Source organism: Enterococcus infantis (assembly GCF_049166715.1).
GTDB classification, from domain to species: Bacteria; Bacillota; Bacilli; order Lactobacillales; family Enterococcaceae; genus Enterococcus_C; species Enterococcus_C leclercqii.
Map to the genome: position 1 here is coordinate 547,530 of NZ_JBMHFB010000001.1, position 20,758 is coordinate 568,287.

A 20,758-nucleotide genomic window follows, 5' to 3' on the forward strand; every position below is an offset into this window, starting at 1 on the left:
TCATGTCCATACCTCCAATTTTCCTTTTTCATAACAAACCAATTTATGAAATTATTGAGATATTATCGAAATATCGTAGGTTTGTCAAATGGAAAAATCTATTATTTTTGAATTATCTGACAAATGAGAGATAAAAAAACATCAGGCGCTTTCACAATTCTTTTGGAAGTTTCCATGCCCTTTTCTTGCAAAAAAAGGGAAGAACCTTGATTTTATAATTATTAAAATCTTCTCGTGAAAAAAATATTCCTGACGATTTCTTACATTTCACTCCGACAAAAACAAAAAAATGAATTTTCGCTAAAATTCCTTCCCCAGAAAACAGCTGGTTTTCTAATAAAGGGATTTTATTTGAACAAACCAAATTTTCCGAAAATACCTAGGGCTTATTGTAATAAAAAAAAGCCCAACTGTCTATAAAAACAGTCATAATTTATCCTTGAAAAAGTCACAAGCCGTTGATTTGGCACTGCCTGTCATTTCCAGAAAGTCGTTATTTTCTGATAACAGCGGGGATTATCCCACCTGACTTTCCCACAAGTAACAAATGTGTCGTTTTTTTACTTGGCGTCATGAAATCTCACATGTGCCAGTGGCGGTTCGGGCAAAAAGCCCATTAATCGACAACTGGTACTTACCAATCTCAAAAAAATCTTTCTGTCTTCTGACAACTGTGGTGAAATTTACAGACGCAAGTTAGAGACTGCCTGAACAAGCTTAAAGGAGTCCCTCGCCTCGTGTTAGAAAAAAGAGCCGCATCGCTGCGGCTCCGGTGTACTTACTTGTTCAAATGGCCATAGATGTAATCTACTGCGCCACCAACTGTTTGGATTTGTTCTGCATCTTCGTCAGAAATCTCCGTACCGAACTCGTCTTCAAGCTCCAATACAAATTCCATGACACTGATAGAATCAGCATTCAGATCGTCTTTAATACTCATGGGATCGGTCACTGTATCAGCATCCACCTCAAAGTGATTGGCGATCACGTTTGCTACTTTTTTAAACACTTCTTCACGCGTCAATTGCATTCACCTCCACGCTTTTGACCAACAAAAGAAAAGATAGCTACAAAGCATTGTACTTTTTTTAAAATTATTTGTCCAGTCTATTTTTGCAAAAATGTTACAAAAATTTCATTACGATTGCTGAATTTCTTTTTCCTGAACGCTCTCAAACTGTTTCACTAACTCCTTTACCACGTCTGTTTCCAGCATGGTATGGATTTGCTTGATGGTATTGGCAACAGCTTCCGGACCAGTCGCACCATGAGTTTTTACCATCGGTGCTTTCAAGCCGAAGAGGACTGCCCCCCCGTATTGAGAATAATCTAAAGCATCCTTTAACGTATATAGGCTATCTTTCAAAAGCAAGGCCCCTAATTTCCCTTTGGTACCGGAACCGTTGATTGCATCTTTCAATAGCGCCATCAGATTCAGGGCTGTTCCTTCGATGGATTTCAACACCGCATTTCCGGTGAAGCCGTCGGTAACGACCACATCGGCTGCACCGTTCAACAATTCCCGCGCCTCGACGTTGCCGATAAAATTAATTGCCGGTTCGTCAGCAAGTAGTTGGAAAGCCTTTTTCGTCAACTCGCTGCCTTTGGTTTCTTCGGTACCGTTGTTCAATAACCCCACGCGTGGATTTTGAATCTTCCGCACATTCCGAGCATAAAAAGAACCTAAAATTGCATATTGGTGCAGGTGTTCAGCTTTATTGTCGGCATTGGCCCCAAGATCCAACATGTCAAAGCCCGTCGTCTTACCCATCACCGGCAGTGTCGACATCAAACCGGGGCGTTCAATTCCTTTGATGCGCCCGACAATAAACAAGCCAGCCGCTAACAACGCACCGGTATTTCCAGCTGAAAAGACGGCATCGGCTTCCCCATCTTTAACAGCTTGGGCAGCTAATACCATTGACGCATTTTTTTTACGACGAATTGCCTTAACTGGTTCATCATCGCTGTTAATTTTTTCATCGGTGTGGATGATTTTGATGTTTTCCTCATCCTCCAGGTATTTTTTGATTTCGGCTTCTTTGCCGTAGAGTTGGAACTCGATGTCCGGGAAGTTTTTCTTCGCCAAGACGACACCCTCCACGATAGCTTTCGGTGCATTGTCGCCACCCATCGCGTCCACTGCGATTCTCATCATTGTCGTTTTCCTCCACTCATCCCGTGACTCGGGAGTACTTGTCCTACAGGTACAAGTAAATTCTTATCACAACTTTACAATATCCCTTCTGAAAAAACAACCAGCTGCCACAGCTAGTCTTTCAGCAAAAAGCAGCTACACGCCTAGTTAACAAGCCTAGACAGTCAACTACCGGCCACAGCTAACAAAAAAAACGTTGAAAAACACAGGCACTCTTCGGTAGCCGATGCCTTACTGACAAGCGGTCTTTTGTCTAATCAAAAAACTGCTTATCAGGGGCAGTCACTGCTTTAGCCAAACCTTGGTATTCCGGCAATTGCTGCCAATTTTTCATTTGCCAAACAGCTGTGGCTTCCTCCCGGGCGACTTCCAAGATATTTGCATCTGCCACCAGATCTCCTGCCACAAACTGCGGCAGCCCAGACTGTCGAAAACCAAATACTTCTCCCGGCCCCCGCAACTCCAGATCCTTTTCGCTCAGCAAAAAACCGTTGTTGGTCTCAGTCATGATTTTCATCCGTTCCTGCCCGTATTCGTTTTTCGGCTCAGCCACCAAGATACAATAAGAGGCGTCTGCGCCCCGACCGACCCGCCCCCGCAACTGGTGCAGCTGTGCGAGTCCAAAACGATCGGCATCGATGATCAGCATCACCGTAGCATTGGGAACATTGACCCCAACTTCGATTACTGTTGTAGACACTAAAATCCGCGTTTTGCCGTCTTTGAATTCTTCCATAATGGCGTCTTTCTCGACATTTTTCATGCGGCCGTGCAGCAAGCCGACTCCATAACCTTCTGGCGCAAAAAAATTCTGCAGGTGCTCATACACTTCGGTGGCATTTTTAACATCCAGCATTTCCGACTCTTCAATCAACGGACAAATGACATACATCTGGTGACCGGCTTTTAACTCCCGTCGGCTCCAATCTAAGACGCTGTCCAATTGACTAGGGCGAACCCACCGAGTTTCAATCGGAATCCGACCGGCAGGCAGCTCATCTATAACCGATACATCCATTTCCCCGTAAGCGGTAATCGCCAATGTACGGGGAATCGGTGTCGCCGTCATAAAGAGTACATCTGGGCGCCAGCCTTTTTCCCGTAAGACTCGTCGCTGGTTAACGCCGAAACGATGCTGTTCATCGGTGATCACCAGCCCCAGATTACTAAAGTCGACCCCTTCTTGAATCAACGCATGGGTTCCCACCACAATATCAATTTCACCGGCAGCAAGCTCAGCTAATAAAGCTTTTCGCTCTTTGGTACTAGTAGAACCGGTCAACAGCGCCGTCCGGACTTCTAAAGGATCAAACAAGCTATTCAAACTTTCCATGTGCTGTTGCGCTAAGATTTCTGTCGGCACCATTAAGGCTCCTTGAAAACCCGCTGTCACCGCCGCAAACAAGACGATCGCTGCCACAACAGTTTTCCCACTACCTACATCTCCCTGTAAAAGTCGCTGCATGTGCTGTGGACTTTTCATATCGCTGCAAATCTCATTGGTCACCCGCTTTTGCGCTGTCGTCAATTCAAAAGGCAGTGTGGCGATAAATCGTTTTAAGCTCTCATTGTCGTAGGCGATTGCCAAGCCATTATTGGCGGCTTTTTCCTGTTGCTTCAACCCTTGAATTTTCATCTGAAACAAGAAAAATTCCTCAAAAACCACGCGGCGTTTGGCTTGATGGTGCTGCTCTGGATTCACTGGAAAGTGCATGGCATACATCGCCTGACGCCGATCCAACAGCCGATATTTTTCCTGCAAAGACAAGGGCAAATTTTCTTCAATCTCATTTCCGAAATCTTCAAAAGCTTGCCGAATCAACGGAACCAAGGTTTTTTGTTTCACTTTTTGGGAAACATGGTAGATGGGGGCAAATTCCCCTTGCTGCCCGCTTCCGAGAATTTTCATGCCAGTCATGGCTTTTTTCTTAGCGTCCCACTTGCCGTAGACTGCCAGCTCTTCCCCCAGCTCCACTTTGTCTTTCAAATAAGGCTGATTAAAAAAGGAAACATTGAAAACCGCGTGTTCCTGCATCATTCGAAATTTCAGCATAGATTTTTTATACCCGAAACGGCTGACCACTGGTGGCGCGACAACTACCCCTTTTAACGTCACTTTTTCCTGATCACCAATCTCTTCGATGCTCCGTTCCTGGATATCTTCATAGCGAAACGGATAATACCCCAGCAGATCCCCGACTGTCTCGATTCCTAAACTAGCCAAGTCCTGGGCGCGCTTTTCCCCGACACCTTTCAAATACTGGACAGATTGTTCCAAGCCGCTCATGTACTCACCTCCGTTAACTCTCTTTTACGAAATTTTTCGCCATACCTGCCACCAATATGTAGCTTTTAAATAAGGTTTTCTTGAAATATTTCTGGCCTTATTGTCCTTCATGCAGAAAACCGCTGGAAATCTCCATATGTGACGGAGACTTTCAGCGGTCCACAAACTTGCATTATTTCCCGTCCGGACCGGGCGTTTTCAAACACACCTGGAAAGGCCCGACCGAATCTTTCTTATTCAGCAGCAAACAAATACGGATAAACCGGTTGATCGCCTTGGTGAATCTCTACTTCCAAATCTGGATGAGCCGCAGTCAGCTGATCTGCAATACTTTGTGCTTCTTTTTCTTTTGCTTCATCCCCAAAGATGATAGTTACGATTTCGGTGTCTTCATTGAGCATTTTGTTCAATGTATCTACCGCTGTCTGCACCCGATCTTTTTCGGAAATCACAATCTTGCTGTCCACCATACCGATGAAGTCGCCTTCTGTGATTTCGATACCGTCAATAGACGTGTTGCGAATCGCATGCGTCACAGAGCCGGAAACAACACTTTCCAAGGCTTCTGTCATCGCTTCTTTGTTGGCTTCCAAATCCGCTTGTTCGTTGAAGGAAAGCATCGCAGTCATCCCTTGAGGAATTGTCTTAGCTGGCACAACAACTACCGGGATTTCAGCTACTTCAGCTGCTTGATCAGCGGCCATGAAGATATTTTTATTGTTTGGTAAAATGATAACTTTATCGGCATTGACTTCTTCAATGGCCTTCAAGATATCTTCTGTACTAGGGTTCATGGTCTGACCGCCATTGATGATGTAGCTCGCTCCCAGACTCTTGAACAGTTCACCAACCCCATTGCCCGCTGCAATCGCAATTACCGCATAAGGAATACGTGGCGCTGGTGCAGCGTCACCAGTGAAAGCTTCCACTTGTTGGTCATGTTCCAAAATTGTTTCGTGCTGCACACGCATATTGTCGACTTTCACTTTCACCAGTGAGCCAAATTTTTGGCCGTAGTTCATGACTTCACCCGGGTGTTCCGTGTGGACGTGGACTTTGATGATTTCATCGTCGTTGACCACTAACAGTGAATCCCCCAGTTCATTCAGATAATTACGGAAGGTTTCGTAGTCGAAATTGTCATCGACTGTTGGGCCTTCACCAATTTTCACCATAATTTCAGTACAGTAACCGAACTTGATGTCCTCAGTGGCTAACTGTCCTTGAATGCTGCGATGATGCTCGGCATTCACCATTTCGTCCATTGCAGCCGGTGTTGGTTCAAAGGTTTCGTCAGCTTGGTATTCACCAGTCAAGGCTGCCAAGAACCCTTCATAGACATAAAGCAGTCCTTGACCGCCACTATCCACAACGCCAACTTCTTTCAAAACCGGCAACAAGTCAGGTGTCTTGGCCAATGCTCGCTTACCACCGCTGACAACCGCCTTCATCACTTCGATGACATCTTCGGTTTCAGCAGCTTTACGTTCGCCAAATTCAGCTGCTACTCGAGCAACCGTCAAAATAGTTCCTTCCACCGGTTTCATCACAGCTTTATACGCTGTTTCCACCCCGTGGGTAAAGGCTTGTGCCAGTTGAGTCGCATTCAGCTCATCAACGGTCACGACTTGCTTGGAAAAGCCGCGGAACAATTGTGACAGGATAACGCCGGAATTTCCCCGCGCCCCCATCAAAAGACCCCGTGCCAGAACTTGCGCCAATTCGCCAACTTTTTCAGAAGGGGAATCAGACACGGCTTTGGCACCGGATTGCATGGACATGTTCATATTTGTTCCGGTATCGCCGTCCGGCACCGGAAAAACGTTCAATGAGTTGACATACTCAGCATTTGCTTGTAAGCGGTTTGCGCCCGCCTGCACCATTTCAGAGAACTGGCCGGCAGTGATATTCGTTTGATTCACAGTAATCCTCCTTCAAATCCATCCCCCTCACTAACAGGCGGATGGCTGCCTCTCTAGTCAGGCAGTACACGTACCCCTTGGACAAAAACATTGACGGAGTTAGCCGTCACGCCTAGCATCGTTTCCAAGTTGTATTTTACTTTTTCCTGCACGTTGCGAGAGACCTCGGAGATCTTCGTACCGTAGCTGACAATCGTATAGACATCTACTGCAATGCCATTTTCCTCTTGACGTACGACTACGCCGCGAGAGTAGTTTTCCCGTTTCAGGATTTCATTGATGTTGTCTTTGATCTGCTTTTTGCTGGCCATGCCAACGATCCCAAAAACATCCGTAGCCGCGCCGCCTACTACTGTGGCGATCACGTCATTGGTGATTTCGATGGTCCCGGCTTGGGTCTTGATTTTTACAGCCATGTAATAGCCCCCTTGCTGAAATTATTCTGATCATTGCCTGATAAAAATCAGTTTACTGCAAAATGCGCCTTTTCACCCCTCAAAAATGACAAAGTCTCAAAAGACTGTTTTCAAAGGAAAAAGCGCCCGTTTCTTCTATAGTATTCTATCATAGGGATGTCTTAAATAAAAGCCGAGCCCCCTGTCTTTCTAGGGCACAACAGTCACAGGACGGACTTAAATTTACATGGTTTGTCGGTAAATGTCAATGTTTCACAGAAAATCCTCTTGCAAAACTTGGAGAATTGTGATAAATTCTTTTGGTATGAGCGAATTTATGCGCTCTGACATCAAGGCAAAGGAGGAACAATTAACATGGCTAAAGTTTGTTACTTTACAGGACGTAAAACAAAAAGTGGAAATAACCGCTCCCATGCGCTGAACGCTACAAAACGCACAGTTAAACCTAACTTGCAAAAAGTACGCGTATTGATCGATGGCAAACCTAAGAAAGTTTGGGTTTCAGCTCGTGCTTTGAAATCAGGAAAAGTTGAGCGCGTTTAATCTTACGACCTTCAAACCGTCTGCATCTGCAGGCGGTTTTTTTATTATTTATTGCTGTCTGCTCGTGTCATCGAGAAGTTGGCCACCTGCATGAAACTAGTTCATCCCCAGTACCAGGCACAGCAAAATCGGCGTTGTCTTTAATAAAAAACTGCCGCAGACTAAAAGTCCCCGACAGTTTCAGTATATGTGCCGCCTCGCCAGCGCAAAATAATATGTTTTTTTATACTATTAAAATACAACAGTTAAAATTAAAAGTCAAGATATTTTTTAATCTAAAGTACATACATATCCCATAATTCTCTCCTTTTTTAAAAAATTAAATAACTATCACAAACTATTCAGTCACAGAAAGAAGTATTTTTTATACTTTGCTGGAAAGCTTTCAGAAGGGTTGCGTAAACCAGCGCAGCTTTTTCAATTTCGGCTGTTGATATGGTAAACTGAACAGTGGGATTATTTTCCACAACAAGCAGGGGTGACGAACTTTTTCCTGTCAATGCCTGCAATCATACACAAAGGGTGACGATATGTTTTCCAAACAACGACGCTTCATTAAAGACAACCGCCGCTATCTGGCGGCCAGCTTTTTTATTCCTTTTGCTATTATGGCACTGGTCTATCTGACCATCGGCATTTATCCCGGCAGCTCCCGCAGTGTCCTGGCTAGCGATGCCTTCTCCCAGTTTTCTAACTTTCATGCCAGCTATCGCAATATGTTATTGGGCAAGCAAGGGGCCCTCTATACTTGGAATGCTTCTTTGGGATTAAATTACCTGTCTTTGGTCTCTTATTATCTGGGAGGCTTGTTCACCCCCCTTGTAATCTTCTTTCCCAATCGCATGATGCCAGACGCTCTTTACTTTTTAACATTGATCAAAATCGGTTCGGCTGGTTTGGCTTTCTGGTTTTACGCAAAACACACCTTTAAGCTGCCGCGAGCCTACCATGTGATTCTCGCTATTTTTTACAGCTTGATGTCCTTTGTCACCGCCCACTCGGAATTGATTATGTGGCTAGATGCTTTTGTCTGGTTGCCACTAATTATCTGGGGCATCGACCGCATCTTAGCCGGCAAAGGCCCCCGGTTGCTGTTTTTCAGCTACTTGCTGATGTTTGTTACCAGTTTTTATACCGGCTTTATGATTGCAATCTTCTCGGCGCTGTATTTCATCGCCCGCTTCTTTATGGCTCCTAAGCACAACTTACGCTACGTACTTCCTTATGGTCTGACCGCCCTTTTGTCTGGCGGTGCTTCTATGATTATGATTTTGCCGGCAGTTATGGATTTGGCGGCAAACGGTGAAACGCTGTCTTCCATTACCAAGCTGAAAACCGAAGCGACGGCTCCACTGGATCTTTTGATCAAAAATATGATTGGGGTTTACGACACGACCAAATACGGTTCCATCCCTTTTATTTATGCCGGCCTTTTACCGTTGGCGCTGTGTCTGTTTTATTTCATCAGTCGCAAAATCCGCTTACGTGACAAGCTATTGTATGCCGGAATCTTTGCTGTCTTGATTGCCAGTTTTTATCTGGCACCTTTGAATCTGTTCTGGCACGGCATGCATGCCCCCAACATGTTTTTATTCCGCTACGCTTTTCTCTTTTCTTTTTTGGTGGTGATGTTGGCAGGTTACGGTTGGGAACAATTGAAGCTGAAAGACTGGCAAACTTTTGCGGCTTTGCTCCTCTTATTAGCAGCAGCATTTTGCCTGGCTTTTGGGATGCGCCCGCAAGGCAGTTACGACTATCTAAAATTTTCTTCTTTCCTTTTGACGCTTTGTTTTGTATTGCTGTATCTAGCCTTATTCACCTGTCAAAAAATCGGCGCTATGAGTCAAAAGGTCTTTACCATTGTGCTGTTAGTAACGGTCTGTGGCGAAGTGGCGTTGAACACCGGCGGCATGGTACGAGGGATTTTGCAAGATTGGAACTATGCCTCTCGCAGCTTATATACCGAACCTTATCCCGAAATCAAAGCGCTGGTAGATAAGAATACCGCCGCCAATGACAGCTTCTTTCGAATGGAAAACCTCGACGGTGTTTCCTCAAATGACGGCTTGAACTACGGCTATAGTGGCATCAGCATGTTTTCTTCCATCCGTAACCGACACTCCTCCGGCTATCTGGACAAGCTGGGTTTTCGTTCACGGGGAACTAATCTGAATATCCGCTATGCCAACAACACACTGATTGGCGACAGCTTGCTGGGGATCAAGTACAATTTAACTAAAGAAGCCCTGTCTAAATACGGCTTTACCAAAAACGGCGAGACTAAAAACTACTTGTCTTACGAAAATACAAATGCGCTGCCGTTGGGGCTGCTGACCGATCCTAACGCAGCCGATATTTTGCAACCGGAAAATGATAACCTGACCTGTCAAACCAACCTCTTGAACGGTTTGTCCGGACTAGAACTGCAGTATTTTACCTTCCAGCCGCTGGTTTTAAAGGAGACTGCCAATGCTACCGTCACCACTAGCGGAATTTACACAAGCATCAAGGAAGAAAATCCGAATGCTGCCAAAGATGTTACTTGGGAAGTCACAGTACCGGCTCACAAACAGGCCTACCTCAGCTTGTATCCGAAAGATTTTGGCCAGTTAAAAAGTTCGACAGTTACACTCTTTGTCAACGGCACCCAAAGAAAAAGCCAGATCAATATCACCGGTCAATATTACGATCTGGGCTATTATGACAAAGAAACGACCGTCACCTTCACCGCCAGCTTTTATGGTACTTCTGAGATCAGCTTCCAAAACCCGCAAGCCCTTTTCCTGGATACCACAGCTTATCAAGAGGCAATGGATACATTACAGGCCAAAGGGGTTGACTTAAAAGTCGGTAAACAAGATGCTACCGGCACAGTCACTGCTGATAAAGAACAGCTGCTGGTGACTACCATCCCTTATGAAAAAGGCTGGAGCGTTACTGTAGACGGCAAACCTGCAACTGTAACCGCCTTTCAGGATGCCTTTGTCTCCGTCATGGTACCTGCGGGTAAACACGACATCGCCTTTCATTATGCACCACAAGGCTTCAAAGCTGGCGTCGCTCTATTCTTTGGTTGCACCCTCTTGTTTGGCCTCTTTGATCTGGGCTATAGCAAATGGCGCAGCAGACGAAAAAAAACTTTAGAATTAGTGACAGACACGACTGCAAAGCATTGACTTTAAATCTGGTACTAAACAACCTGGGGCTGTGACAATAACTGATTCACCGTCTTCTAAAGCGAACACTACCAACTGTGAGACTCCAAAAGCCGACGCTCTTCCATTAAACGCAGTGGAAGAGCGTCGGCTTTTCATTGCTAAAAATTTCAAAAGCTACTAACCTTGATTTCACCAAGGGAGGTCAGCGTCATTCACTTCTCTTGACACGTAGGGTGATGTTCTCATTTCAGACTAGGACATGAAAATTGTCACAAATGTTCCTCATCCGTATCCTTTTTATTAATTGTGGTTAAACATCCGCTGTTTAGCACTTTAAAATTATTTATGACACTTTCTCGTGGGGCAGCTCTCCGTAAAACTGCCATTGTAAATGAGCGCATCTTGCTACTGCAAAAGATTTTTTGCCGGCAGCAGGTTTTTTCAAGACTATATGCCTGGGACTTCTTATTTGCGATCTGACAGCATCTGGCGGTCAATCCCTTTTACACCATCATAACGCACTTCTACCAAATACAACCCCTCTGGATGCGCCGTTGGTCCTGCCAAATTACGATCCTTCGCAGCAAGAATTGCCGGCAGACTGTCTGCTGCTAGACGACCATTGCCAATCTTCAGCAAAGTTCCCACCAGAATCCGGATCATCTTATACAAAAAGCCGTCCCCACGAAAAGTAAACGTCAACTGATCACCGGCCTCATTTACCGACATGCTCGCTTCATGAATGGTTCGCACCTTGTCTTCTACTGAGCTGCCGCTAGCACAAAAAGAGGTGAAATCATGGGTTCCCAAAAGATCTGGCAACGCGCGACGAATCAACTCCAAATCTAGTGGATAAGAGTAGTAACTCGCATAATTTCGCCGAAAAGGGCTCCGAGGCTTACCGATATCTACCTTAAACTGGTACGTTTTTTCCGTCACTAAGTAGCGGGCGTGGAAATTCTCATCCACCAGCTCCACCTGTCTGACAGCGATATCTTCCGGTGACTGGGTATCCAATGCAAAGCGCATCCTCTCCAGTGGCCGTTCATAAGGAAAATCAAAATGAATCACCTGACCCAAGGCATGGACCCCTGCATCGGTTCGACCGGAACCATGCACCATAATCGGCGTCCCATCTGCCATCTTTGTCAGCAGTTTCTCCAACTCTTCTTGTACGGTTCGTCCGTTGGGTTGCCGCTGAAAGCCGCTGAAATTTGTCCCATCATACATGATGATTGCTTTATAGCGTACCATTTATTTTTCCCTCCTATCAAAGTATACCTGCGTGATCTGTGTTCTCTAACAATTGGATTACCGCAAAATAATCCAGTCAGCCCTTGAGCCTGATTCATCACAAGAAATAGTTTTCATCTTGCAAAAAACGCAGCCGGCCCAAAAGCAACCGACTGCGTGCTATCCGATTGGTTAATTTCGTAAAAAGACCAGCACTGCTGTAAAGGCCGCAAACAGTAAAATCGTCACGCTGTCTCGCAGATGCCAATCCAGCTTGCGATATTTTGTCCGCCCCTCACCGCCGTTATACCCCCGCGCTTCCATGGCAGTTGCCAGGTCTTCTGCCCGATTGAAGCTAGATACAAACAACGGAATCAACAGCGGGATAACTGCCTTCATTTTTTGGATCAGATTGCCTTCACCAAAATCTACCCCCCGTGCTCGCTGTGCATTCATGATCTTCTCTGTTTCATCCATCAAGGTCGGTACAAAACGCAACGCAATTGACAGCATCAAAGAAATCTCATGAACCGGAAAACGAATCACTTTCAGTGGCCGCAAGATGTACTCAATCGCATCTGACAGTTCCAATGGCGCTGTCGTCAACGTCAGCAAGGTTGACATGAAGATGATCAGAATGAAACGACAGAAGATGAAGATCCCATTTTTCAAACCAAATTCAGTCAGTGTAAAGATCCACCAGCTCCAATAAACGGTGCCACCGACAGTAAAGAACATCTGTAGCGCCACTGTGAAGAGAATCAACCAAATTAGCGGTCTCACTCCGCGAATAAAGAAGCTGAGGCTAATCTTGGATAACAACACACAAACCAGCGTAAAGACTGCCGCAAACAAATAGGTCTGCCAGTTATTCGCCAGAAAAATAATACCAATAAAGTAAAAGCTGGCAACCAGCTTGGCCCGCGGATCCAGTTTATGGATAACAGAATCTCCAGGGATATAGCGGCCAAAAATCAGTTTATTCATCATGGGACAGTCCTCCCATTCGCAGCAATTGGTCCGCCAACGCATCTGCAGTCAACGGCAAATGGTCAAAAGTCAGCCCTTTTTCCTGCAATTTTTCAGCAAAGGCTGTTGCGGTCGGCACGCCAATCTGTTTTTCTTCTACCCAGCGGACATCTTCAAAGACTTCCTGAGGGGTACCGCATTTGGCGATACGGCCTTTTTCCAAAACGTAGACATAGTCTGCATAATCTGCCACATCATCCATCAGATGGGTGACCAAGACGATAGTCATCTGCTTTTCCTCATGCAGCCGCCAAAACATCTCCATCATTTCTTTACGGCCTTGGGGATCAAGACCCGCTGTCGGCTCGTCCAAAACCAACACTTCTGGTTCCATCGCCAGAACACCGGCAATCGCTACCCGTCGCATCTGTCCACCGGAAAGATCAAAGGGGGAGCGGTCCATATAACTAGCATCCAATCCTACCAGCCCCAGATATTCTTCTGCCAATTTGACAGCTTCTTCCTCAGAGACACCGAAGTTTTTAGGGCCAAAAGCGATATCTTTGGCGACTGTCTCTTCAAACAACTGCGCTTCCGGAAACTGGAAGACGATTCCGACTTTTTTACGGATTGGTTTCAGGTTTTTATTGTCCGTGTCTGGTGTAATGGTCCGATCACCAATCTTAACAACACCAGAAGTCGGCTTTAACAGTGCATTAAGGTGTTGCAGCAATGTAGACTTGCCACTGCCGGTATGACCCACCAAAGCCGTGTAGGAGCCTTCCAGGACCGTCAAATCGATATCAAACAACGCCCGCGTTTCAAAAGGTGTACCGGGCTGGTAAGTATAGTCTACTTTTTCAAAACGGATGTCCATAACCAGTCCACCATCCTTTCTTCTGTCAAATACTCTTGAGGAACTTGTATGCCGCGAGCTTTCAGGGCCGCTTTTAATTTTTCAGGAAACGGCAGGTCTAAGCCCAATTCAATCAGCTTCGGTCCGGCAGAAAAGATTTTTTCCGGCGTTCCTTCATCAATTAACTTGCCTTCTTTCATCACCAGGACACGGCTGGCATTGGCTGCTTCGTCGATATCGTGGGTGATGGAAAGCACGGTCAAATCGTTTTGTTCCTTGATTTTTTGAATCGTAGCGATGACTTCTTCTCGCCCTTCAGGATCCAACATGCTGGTCGCTTCGTCCAAAATGATAATATCTGGGCTAAGCGCCACCACACCTGCAATCGCGACCCGCTGTTTTTGACCACCGGATAGCCGGGCTGGTTCCCGTGTTTTGAAATCAGTCATCTTCACCTGTTCCAAGGCTTGTTGGACCCGCAGAAGCATATCTTCTCGTGGGATTCCTTGATTTTCCATCCCAAAGGCGACATCATCTTCAACAGTGGAGCCGACAAACTGATTGTCGGGATTTTGGAACACCATCCCTACCATTTTACGGATTTCCCAAATATTTTCTTCGTTGAGGGCTAGTCCCCCGACTTTTACCGTACCGGCTTGCGGCAGCAATAGTCCGTTGATCGTCTTTGCCAATGTCGATTTACCAGAGCCGTTGTGGCCGATAATCGCAACCCACTCGCCTTTTTCAATCGTCAGTGAGACCCCATTCAAGGCTGGTCGAGTATCTTCGGGATCATATTTAAATGTGATATCTGCTAATTCGATGATCGGATCCATAGTCATTCTCCTATATTTAGATACACTTTTGACGGTGATTTTCGTAACCTTCCGCCACTTTTTCACAACCACTTACATACTTCATCAATCTACCAAAAAAAGCCGTTCATTTCAAATATATCTGCCCTTTTTAAGCTCTCCGATGTAGGCAGCCACCAAAATGTTTAAAGAAACGGCAAACATCGGACAGCTCAAAACAAGTTTCAGCAGACAGGTATCTTACAAAGAGCAGCTGTCTTGACACAGATTGAGAGCAAAAAAAAAGCACTTTATGATGAGTGCATACATCCCGACAAAAGCCGGGATGCAGCGCTGAGCTAGACTCGGAAAGATATCAAGCCTTCCAACATCATAACACTCTGAAAGTTCATCCATAAAGTGATGTTAAGTGTGATTTTAAACCAGTTCCAAAATAACCATTGGTGCAGCATCGCCGCGACGTGGTTCAGTTTTCAAGATACGAGTGTATCCACCTTGGCGTTCTGCATAACGAGGGGCAACGTCATTGAACAGCTTTTGCAAAGCAGATTCGATAACGATTTCTTCGTTTTCTTCGCGAATGCTTGCGACTTCGTTACGTACGAAAGCAGCAGCTTGGCGACGAGCATGCAGATCTCCACGTTTCCCAAGAGTGATCATTTTTTCAGCAGTTGAGCGAACTTCTTTCGCGCGAGCTTCTGTCGTCACGATGCGTTCGTTGATGATTAAATCAGTAGTCAAATCACGCAACATCGCTTTACGTTGGCTGGATGTGCGTCCTAATTTGCGGTAACTCACGTGGGTTTCCTCCTATTCCAAATTACTTTCCTAGTCGTCTTTACGCAGACCGAGTCCCAAGTCATGCAGTTTTGCTTTGACTTCTTCAAGAGATTTACGGCCCAGGTTACGTACTTTGATCATTTCCGGTTCAGACTTGTTGGTCAATTCTTGAACGGTGTTGATTCCGGCACGTTTCAGACAGTTATAGGAACGAACGGACAAGTCCAGTTCTTCGATGGTCATCTCCAGCATTTTTTCTTTTTGTGTTTCTTCTTTTTCAATCATGATTTCAGCGTTTTTCGCTTCATCCGTCAGATTCACAAAAATATCCAAATGCTCAGTCATGATCTTCGCAGCCAGACTCATAGCTTCTAATGGCAAAATGGATCCGTCTGTCCAGATTTCCATCGTTAATTTATCGAAATCATCCCGACGTCCGACCCGTGTATTTTCAACTTGATAGTTAACACGATGAACGGGGGTATAGATTGAATCAACCGGAAGAACGCCAATAGGCATATCTTCTTTTTTGTTTTCGTCAGCTTGAACATAGCCACGTCCCGGTTTGACAGTCAAACGAGCATGGAAAGTCGCACCTTCGGAAACAGAACAGATGTACATATCTTTATTCAAGATTTCTACATCGCTGTCGACAATAATATCGCCGGCAGTTACGGTTGCTGGTCCGGTAATGTCGATTTCAAGGGTTTTTTCTTCTTGCGTGTACATCTTCAGGGCGAGGCCTTTGATGTTCAAGATGATCTGTGCCACGTCTTCCCGTACACCTTTGACAGTTGAGAATTCGTGTAAAACACCATCGATCTGGATGCTTGTGATTGCTGCACCTGGCAAAGAAGAAAGTAAAATACGACGCAGGGAATTGCCTAAAGTAGTCCCGTAGCCTCTTTCCAGAGGTTCTACAACGAACTTGCCATAATCTTTTTCTTCATCAATCTTAGCGATTCTTGGTTTTTCGAATTCAATCATTCTTATCTTTTACCCCTTTCAAAACGAAAAGTGTCCTGCTTAATGACGTTACTTTGTTGCACTCAAGATGAGCAGCACTCATTAAACACGACGGCGTTTTGGAGGGCGGCATCCATTATGAGGAACTGGAGTTACGTCACGGATAGCAGATACTTCCAAACCTGCTGCTTGTAAAGAACGAATTGCTGCTTCACGTCCTGAACCAGGTCCTTTAACGGTTACTTCTACAGTTCTCAAACCATGTTCCATTGCGGCTTTAGTAGCAGTTTCTGCTGCCATTTGTGCTGCGAAAGGCGTAGATTTTTTAGAACCTTTGAAGCCCAGAGAACCAGCTGATGACCATGCTAATGCATTTCCGTGAACATCAGTGATCATAACGATTGTATTGTTGAATGTTGAGTGGATATGCGCGATACCCGCTTCAATATTCTTTTTCACACGGCGTTTGCGACTCACTTTTTTTGCTGCCATGAAGTTTTAACCTCCTTCACTTAGGAATTATTTTTTCTTACCAGCCACTGTTTTAGAAGGGCCTTTGCGGGTACGTGCGTTGTTCTTAGTGTTTTGACCGCGAACAGGCAGGCCGCGACGGTGACGGATACCACGGTATGAACCGATTTCCATCAATCGTTTGATGTTCAGGTTGACTTCACGACGAAGGTCACCTTCAACTTTTAATTTATCAATTTCAGCACGGATAGCGTCTGTTTGTTCGTTAGTCAAATCACGAACACGTACGTCTTCAGAAACACCAACATTAGCTAAAACTTGTTTCGCAGTAGTGTTACCAATACCGTAAATATAAGTAAGGGAAACGACTACGCGTTTATCACGAGGAATATCTACTCCTGCAATACGAGCCATACTTTGTTACACCTCCGATTATCCTTGACGTTGTTTATGTTTTGGATTTGCTGGGCAAATCACCATGACCCGACCTTTACGACGGATCACTTTACAATGTTCGCACATTGGTTTTACTGATGGTCTTACTTTCATGATAATACCTCCTGTAGTTTTACGGAGTACAATTACTTAAAGCGGTAAGTGATTCGGCCGCGGGAAAGATCATATGGAGACAACTCCACAGTCACTTTGTCACCAGGCAGAATGCGGATGTAGTGCATCCGAATCTTTCCGGAAACTGTAGCCAGCACTTGGTGTCCGTTTTCCAACTCCACTTTAAACATTGCATTCGGCAAAGTTTCGACGACTGTACCTTCGATTTCGATCACATCTTCTTTTGCCACGCACAGTACCTCCTTGTACTTGTGATTTTCACACGATAAAATGGCGGAAACACCGGGGTTCCCACCTGAGATTCTCAAAAAAGTTGCTTCTAACAAACGCTAGAAGTCGGACTGACATATTTTATCACACTATGTCAAACTTCGCAAGAGAAAGTTTTAGGGTTGCAAGTCGGCTGTGGCAGCATTCGTTACTCGATGATTTTTTTAACATCGTTAAATACAGCATCGATTTCACGATCGCCATCAATAGACTGCAATAAACCTTGGTCTTTATAGTAACTCAAGATCGGTTCACTACTTTTGATATTGACAGCGAGACGATTTTTGACCGTCTCAGGCTTATCATCTTCCCGTTGGTAAAATTCATGGCCACCGCAGCGATCGCAAGTGCCTTCTACCTTGGTAGGATTGAAGATCTTGTGATAGGTAGCGCCGCAGTTGCGACAAATATAGCGTCCGGCTAAACGCTCAACGAGGATCTCTTCAGGGACATGGATTTCGATAACAGCGTCCAGTTTTTTACCCAGGTCTGTGAGCATTTGATCCAGCGCTTGTGCTTGATCCAATGTTCGCGGAAACCCGTCCAGCAAAAAGCCGTTCTCTGTATCCGGTTGTGCTAAGCGTTCCTTCACGATACCATTAGTGACATCGTCTGGAACCAGCTCACCTTTGTCCATGTATGACTTAGCTTCCATACCCAGCTTAGTTTCGTTGGCCATTGCCGCCCGAAACATATCGCCAGTTGAAATTTGGGGAATTTTAAATTCAGCAACGATCCGTTCTGCCTGAGTCCCTTTGCCAGCACCTGGCAGACCCATCAATACAAGGTTCATGCTAACTCCTCCTGTAGCGGTGTAACGGCGTTGAGGAAGATTCCTCAACCCGCTGCAACGTTAATTGATAAAACCAGTATATTTCCGTTTCAACATCAAGCCTTCCAACTGTTTAGCAGTTTCCAGCGCGACACCGATAACGATCAATAAACTTGTTCCCCCCAAACCAATGGATTGAGGCAGATTCCAAACCATCTGCGCCACGATTGGCAGCAAAGCTACCATACCGAGGAATACAGCACCAACAGCGCTCAAACGCATCAACAGTCCGGAGACATAATCTTCAGTTCCTTTCCCTGGCCGCACACTTGGAATGTAGCTGCCTTGTTTCTGCAGATTTTCCGCTAATTTCTCAGGGTTAACCTGTACAAACGCGTAGAAGAAAGTAAACGCAACGATTAGTACGGTGTAAATAATAGCACCGGGAACCGTGTTGTAGCTGAAGATTTGGGTCATCACTTCATACCAACCTTCACCTTGATGGTTAGTCGCCACTGCTTGCAAAATTGCATTCGGAGTAGCGATGAAAGAGCTGGCAAAAATAACCGGGATAACGCCGGCAGCATTCACCTTGATTGGCAGATAGCTGCTAGTTGGCGCACCTTGCACCCGTTTTGTATATTGGATTGGGATCTTGCGTTCCGCTTGCTGCACATATGTCACCAAGGTCACGATAACCAAGATCGCAATGATCAAAACTGCCATAAAGATCGCCGATTTCCAGATTTCAGAAGACTCAATGTTAATGAAGTAATCTTCAATCAGTGTCTTGACGTCTGTTGGCACCCGAGAGATAATCCCGGCAAAGATGATCATAGATACGCCGTTTCCGACGCCTTTTTCAGTAATTTGTTCCCCCAACCAGGTAACGAACATCGTCCCGGCAGTCAAAATCAGTCCGATCACAGCAAAATTCGTAACCGTTGTGTCTTTGACAAAGCCCAACTGAGTGAAGGAATTAAAACCAAATGTGATCCCGATAGACTGGATAAAGCCCAGGATCAGGGTCAAGATCCGTGTCGCCTGATTTAACTTGCGACGACCGACTTCCCCTTGTTTCGACCATTCTACAAACTTCGGAATGATATCCATCTGCAAGAGTTGGATTACAATCGAAGCCGTAATGTAAGGTGAAACCCCCATGGCGAAGATCGAGAAGTTTTGCATTGCGCTACCACTTACGATATTCAACATGTTCAAAAAAGGCAGTTCTGAGATGCTTTGCAGACGGCTGGCGTCTACGCCCGGTACCGTAATGTGGGCACCAAGACGAAAGACGAACAAGGCAAAGATCGTAAAGAAAATCTTCGAACGGATCTCTTTGACTTTAAACGAGTCCCGCAACAGCTTAATCATCAGATCACCTCGATAGATCCGCCGGCAGCGACGATAGCTTCTTCAGCTGCTTTTGAGAATTTAGCTGCTTTCACAGTCAATTTCTTAGTCAATTCGCCGTTAGCAAGAACTTTAATTCCAGCTTTTTCGGATTTCACGATTCCAGCTTCTACCAAAGTAACAGGGGTTACTTCAGTTCCGTCTTCAAATCGGTTCAAGACATCCAAGTTAATCACTGCGTATTCTTTACGGTTGATGTTAGTAAAGCCGCGTTTTGGCAAACGACGGAACAATGGAGTTTGTCCCCCTTCAAAGCCTAAACGTACACCACCGCCTGAACGGGATTTTTGACCTTTTTGTCCGCGTCCGGAAGTTTTACCGTTACCGGATGAAGTTCCGCGACCGACACGATTACGTACTTGACGAGAACCTTCTGCAGGTTTCAATTCATGAAGTTTCATAGGTTGGCACCTCCTTAATCAAAATAGCGTGAAGCAAAGAATCAAACTTCTTCGACTTCTACCAAGTGGGAAATAGTGTTAACCATGCCTTTGATTGCTTCATTGGCAGGTTTCACTACAGTAGCGTTGATTTTGTTCAAGCCCAATGCTTTAGCGGTGTCCCGTTGGTTTTGAGGACGACCGATAATGCTGCGCTTCAAAGTAATTTTCAATTCAGCCATTATACTTGTCCTCCTTATCCGATCAATTCTTCAACGGATTTGCCGCGAAGTTCTGCAACTTCTTCAGCCCGTTTCAATTGTTTCAAACCTTCAACAGTGGCACGTACTACGTTGATTGGTGTGTTGGAGCCAAGTGATTTGGATGTAATATCCACAACACCGGCCAATTCCAAGACCGCACGAACTGGTCCGCCGGCTGCAACTCCAGAACCTTCTACTGCTGGTTTCATCAAGATGCGACCGCCGCCGAATACGCCGATGACTTCGTGAGGGATAGTAGAACCGACCATTGGCACTTCGACCAGGTTTTTCTTCGCAGCTTCGATAGCTTTGCGGATTGCTTCTGGTACTTCTTGTGCTTTACCGGTACCAAAGCCCACATGACCGTTTTTGTCACCAACGACTACCAGAGCCGCAAAACGCAGACGACGTCCACCTTTAACTACTTTAGTAACGCGATTGATGGCAACAACGCGATCTTCCAATTCCAAATGCTTTGGATCAATGTAAGTCATGAATGGTGTTCCTCCTTCT

22 protein-coding genes are annotated in these 20,758 nt (G+C 45.4%); 2 read left to right on the forward strand and 20 right to left on the reverse strand.

Features of this window, described 5'->3' with window-relative positions:
• Window positions 1–778: 778 nt before the first annotated feature.
• The 5 genes from acpP to ACOMA8_RS02430 form a co-directional block, all read right to left on the reverse strand.
• A complete protein-coding gene (acpP, locus tag ACOMA8_RS02410; RefSeq protein ID WP_161898648.1) occupies window positions 779–1,024 on the reverse strand; it encodes an acyl carrier protein in 246 nt (81 codons plus the stop codon).
• Between the two features lie 114 nt (window positions 1,025–1,138).
• On the reverse strand, window positions 1,139–2,155 hold the full coding sequence (gene plsX / locus ACOMA8_RS02415; RefSeq protein WP_421368257.1) for a phosphate acyltransferase PlsX: 1,017 nt from the start codon (window positions 2,153–2,155) through the stop codon (window positions 1,139–1,141).
• A gap of 256 nt (window positions 2,156–2,411) precedes the next feature.
• Window positions 2,412–4,445 carry an ATP-dependent DNA helicase RecG gene (recG, locus tag ACOMA8_RS02420; RefSeq protein WP_421368194.1) on the reverse strand — a complete coding sequence of 678 codons (2,034 nt, stop codon included), beginning with the start codon at window positions 4,443–4,445 and terminating at the stop codon, window positions 2,412–2,414.
• A 233-nt stretch (window positions 4,446–4,678) separates the two neighbouring features.
• On the reverse strand, window positions 4,679–6,328 hold the full coding sequence (locus tag ACOMA8_RS02425) for a DAK2 domain-containing protein (protein ID WP_421368259.1): 1,650 nt from the start codon (window positions 6,326–6,328) through the stop codon (window positions 4,679–4,681).
• A gap of 92 nt (window positions 6,329–6,420) precedes the next feature.
• Complete coding sequence (locus tag ACOMA8_RS02430; RefSeq protein ID WP_161898651.1) at window positions 6,421–6,783, reverse strand: Asp23/Gls24 family envelope stress response protein; 363 nt, start codon at window positions 6,781–6,783, stop codon at window positions 6,421–6,423.
• Between the two features lie 354 nt (window positions 6,784–7,137).
• Here ACOMA8_RS02430 and rpmB point away from each other — a divergent pair, with 354 nt between their 5' ends.
• Together rpmB and ACOMA8_RS02440 are read left to right on the forward strand one after the other, a co-directional pair.
• Window positions 7,138–7,326, forward strand: a complete 189-nt coding sequence (rpmB, locus tag ACOMA8_RS02435) for a 50S ribosomal protein L28 (protein WP_161868756.1) — start codon at window positions 7,138–7,140, stop codon at window positions 7,324–7,326.
• A 530-nt stretch (window positions 7,327–7,856) separates the two neighbouring features.
• Window positions 7,857–10,502: a YfhO family protein gene (locus ACOMA8_RS02440; RefSeq protein ID WP_421368198.1), complete on the forward strand. Its 2,646-nt coding sequence runs from the start codon at window positions 7,857–7,859 to the stop codon at window positions 10,500–10,502.
• Between the two features lie 447 nt (window positions 10,503–10,949).
• Here ACOMA8_RS02440 and truA read toward each other — a convergent pair whose 3' ends face one another.
• The 15 genes from truA to rpsE form a co-directional block, all read right to left on the reverse strand.
• Complete coding sequence (gene truA, locus ACOMA8_RS02445) at window positions 10,950–11,738, reverse strand: tRNA pseudouridine(38-40) synthase TruA (RefSeq protein WP_161898653.1); 789 nt, start codon at window positions 11,736–11,738, stop codon at window positions 10,950–10,952.
• Window positions 11,739–11,909: 171 nt separating this feature from the next.
• The gene (locus ACOMA8_RS02450) at window positions 11,910–12,707 is read right to left on the reverse strand and encodes an energy-coupling factor transporter transmembrane component T family protein (RefSeq protein WP_161898654.1); all 798 of its coding nucleotides are present in this window, start codon (window positions 12,705–12,707) and stop codon (window positions 11,910–11,912) included.
• Entirely contained in the window at window positions 12,697–13,563 is an 867-nt protein-coding gene (locus tag ACOMA8_RS02455) for an energy-coupling factor ABC transporter ATP-binding protein (RefSeq protein ID WP_161898655.1), read from the reverse strand. Before ACOMA8_RS02455 ends, ACOMA8_RS02450 begins: the two co-directional genes overlap by 11 nt.
• A complete protein-coding gene (locus ACOMA8_RS02460; protein WP_421368203.1) occupies window positions 13,539–14,378 on the reverse strand; it encodes an energy-coupling factor ABC transporter ATP-binding protein in 840 nt (279 codons plus the stop codon). The genes ACOMA8_RS02455 and ACOMA8_RS02460 overlap by 25 nt, the downstream gene beginning before the upstream one ends.
• A 396-nt stretch (window positions 14,379–14,774) precedes the next feature.
• Window positions 14,775–15,155, reverse strand: a complete 381-nt coding sequence (gene rplQ, locus ACOMA8_RS02465; RefSeq protein WP_161898657.1) for a 50S ribosomal protein L17 — start codon at window positions 15,153–15,155, stop codon at window positions 14,775–14,777.
• Window positions 15,156–15,185: 30 nt separating this feature from the next.
• Window positions 15,186–16,124 (reverse strand): DNA-directed RNA polymerase subunit alpha, encoded by a 939-nt coding sequence (locus ACOMA8_RS02470; RefSeq protein ID WP_161898658.1) that lies wholly within the window; start codon window positions 16,122–16,124, stop codon window positions 15,186–15,188.
• An 81-nt stretch (window positions 16,125–16,205) separates the two neighbouring features.
• Complete coding sequence (rpsK, locus tag ACOMA8_RS02475; RefSeq protein ID WP_161898659.1) at window positions 16,206–16,595, reverse strand: 30S ribosomal protein S11; 390 nt, start codon at window positions 16,593–16,595, stop codon at window positions 16,206–16,208.
• A 27-nt stretch (window positions 16,596–16,622) separates the two neighbouring features.
• Window positions 16,623–16,988 (reverse strand): 30S ribosomal protein S13, encoded by a 366-nt coding sequence (gene rpsM / locus ACOMA8_RS02480; protein ID WP_161898660.1) that lies wholly within the window; start codon window positions 16,986–16,988, stop codon window positions 16,623–16,625.
• 18 nt (window positions 16,989–17,006) lie between these two features.
• A complete protein-coding gene (rpmJ, locus tag ACOMA8_RS02485; RefSeq protein ID WP_002288710.1) occupies window positions 17,007–17,123 on the reverse strand; it encodes a 50S ribosomal protein L36 in 117 nt (38 codons plus the stop codon).
• Window positions 17,124–17,155: 32 nt separating this feature from the next.
• Window positions 17,156–17,374, reverse strand: a complete 219-nt coding sequence (gene infA / locus ACOMA8_RS02490) for a translation initiation factor IF-1 (RefSeq protein ID WP_010754744.1) — start codon at window positions 17,372–17,374, stop codon at window positions 17,156–17,158.
• Between the two features lie 188 nt (window positions 17,375–17,562).
• Window positions 17,563–18,207, reverse strand: a complete 645-nt coding sequence (locus ACOMA8_RS02495; RefSeq protein WP_161898661.1) for an adenylate kinase — start codon at window positions 18,205–18,207, stop codon at window positions 17,563–17,565.
• A 60-nt stretch (window positions 18,208–18,267) separates the two neighbouring features.
• Window positions 18,268–19,563: a preprotein translocase subunit SecY gene (gene secY, locus ACOMA8_RS02500; protein WP_161898662.1), complete on the reverse strand. Its 1,296-nt coding sequence runs from the start codon at window positions 19,561–19,563 to the stop codon at window positions 18,268–18,270.
• Entirely contained in the window at window positions 19,563–20,003 is a 441-nt protein-coding gene (rplO, locus tag ACOMA8_RS02505) for a 50S ribosomal protein L15 (RefSeq protein ID WP_161898663.1), read from the reverse strand. The genes secY and rplO overlap by 1 nt, the downstream gene beginning before the upstream one ends.
• Before the next feature lie 41 nt (window positions 20,004–20,044).
• Window positions 20,045–20,224 (reverse strand): 50S ribosomal protein L30, encoded by a 180-nt coding sequence (gene rpmD, locus ACOMA8_RS02510; RefSeq protein ID WP_161898664.1) that lies wholly within the window; start codon window positions 20,222–20,224, stop codon window positions 20,045–20,047.
• 14 nt (window positions 20,225–20,238) lie between these two features.
• The gene (rpsE, locus tag ACOMA8_RS02515) at window positions 20,239–20,739 is read right to left on the reverse strand and encodes a 30S ribosomal protein S5 (RefSeq protein WP_161898665.1); all 501 of its coding nucleotides are present in this window, start codon (window positions 20,737–20,739) and stop codon (window positions 20,239–20,241) included.
• Window positions 20,740–20,758: the final 19 nt, after the last annotated feature.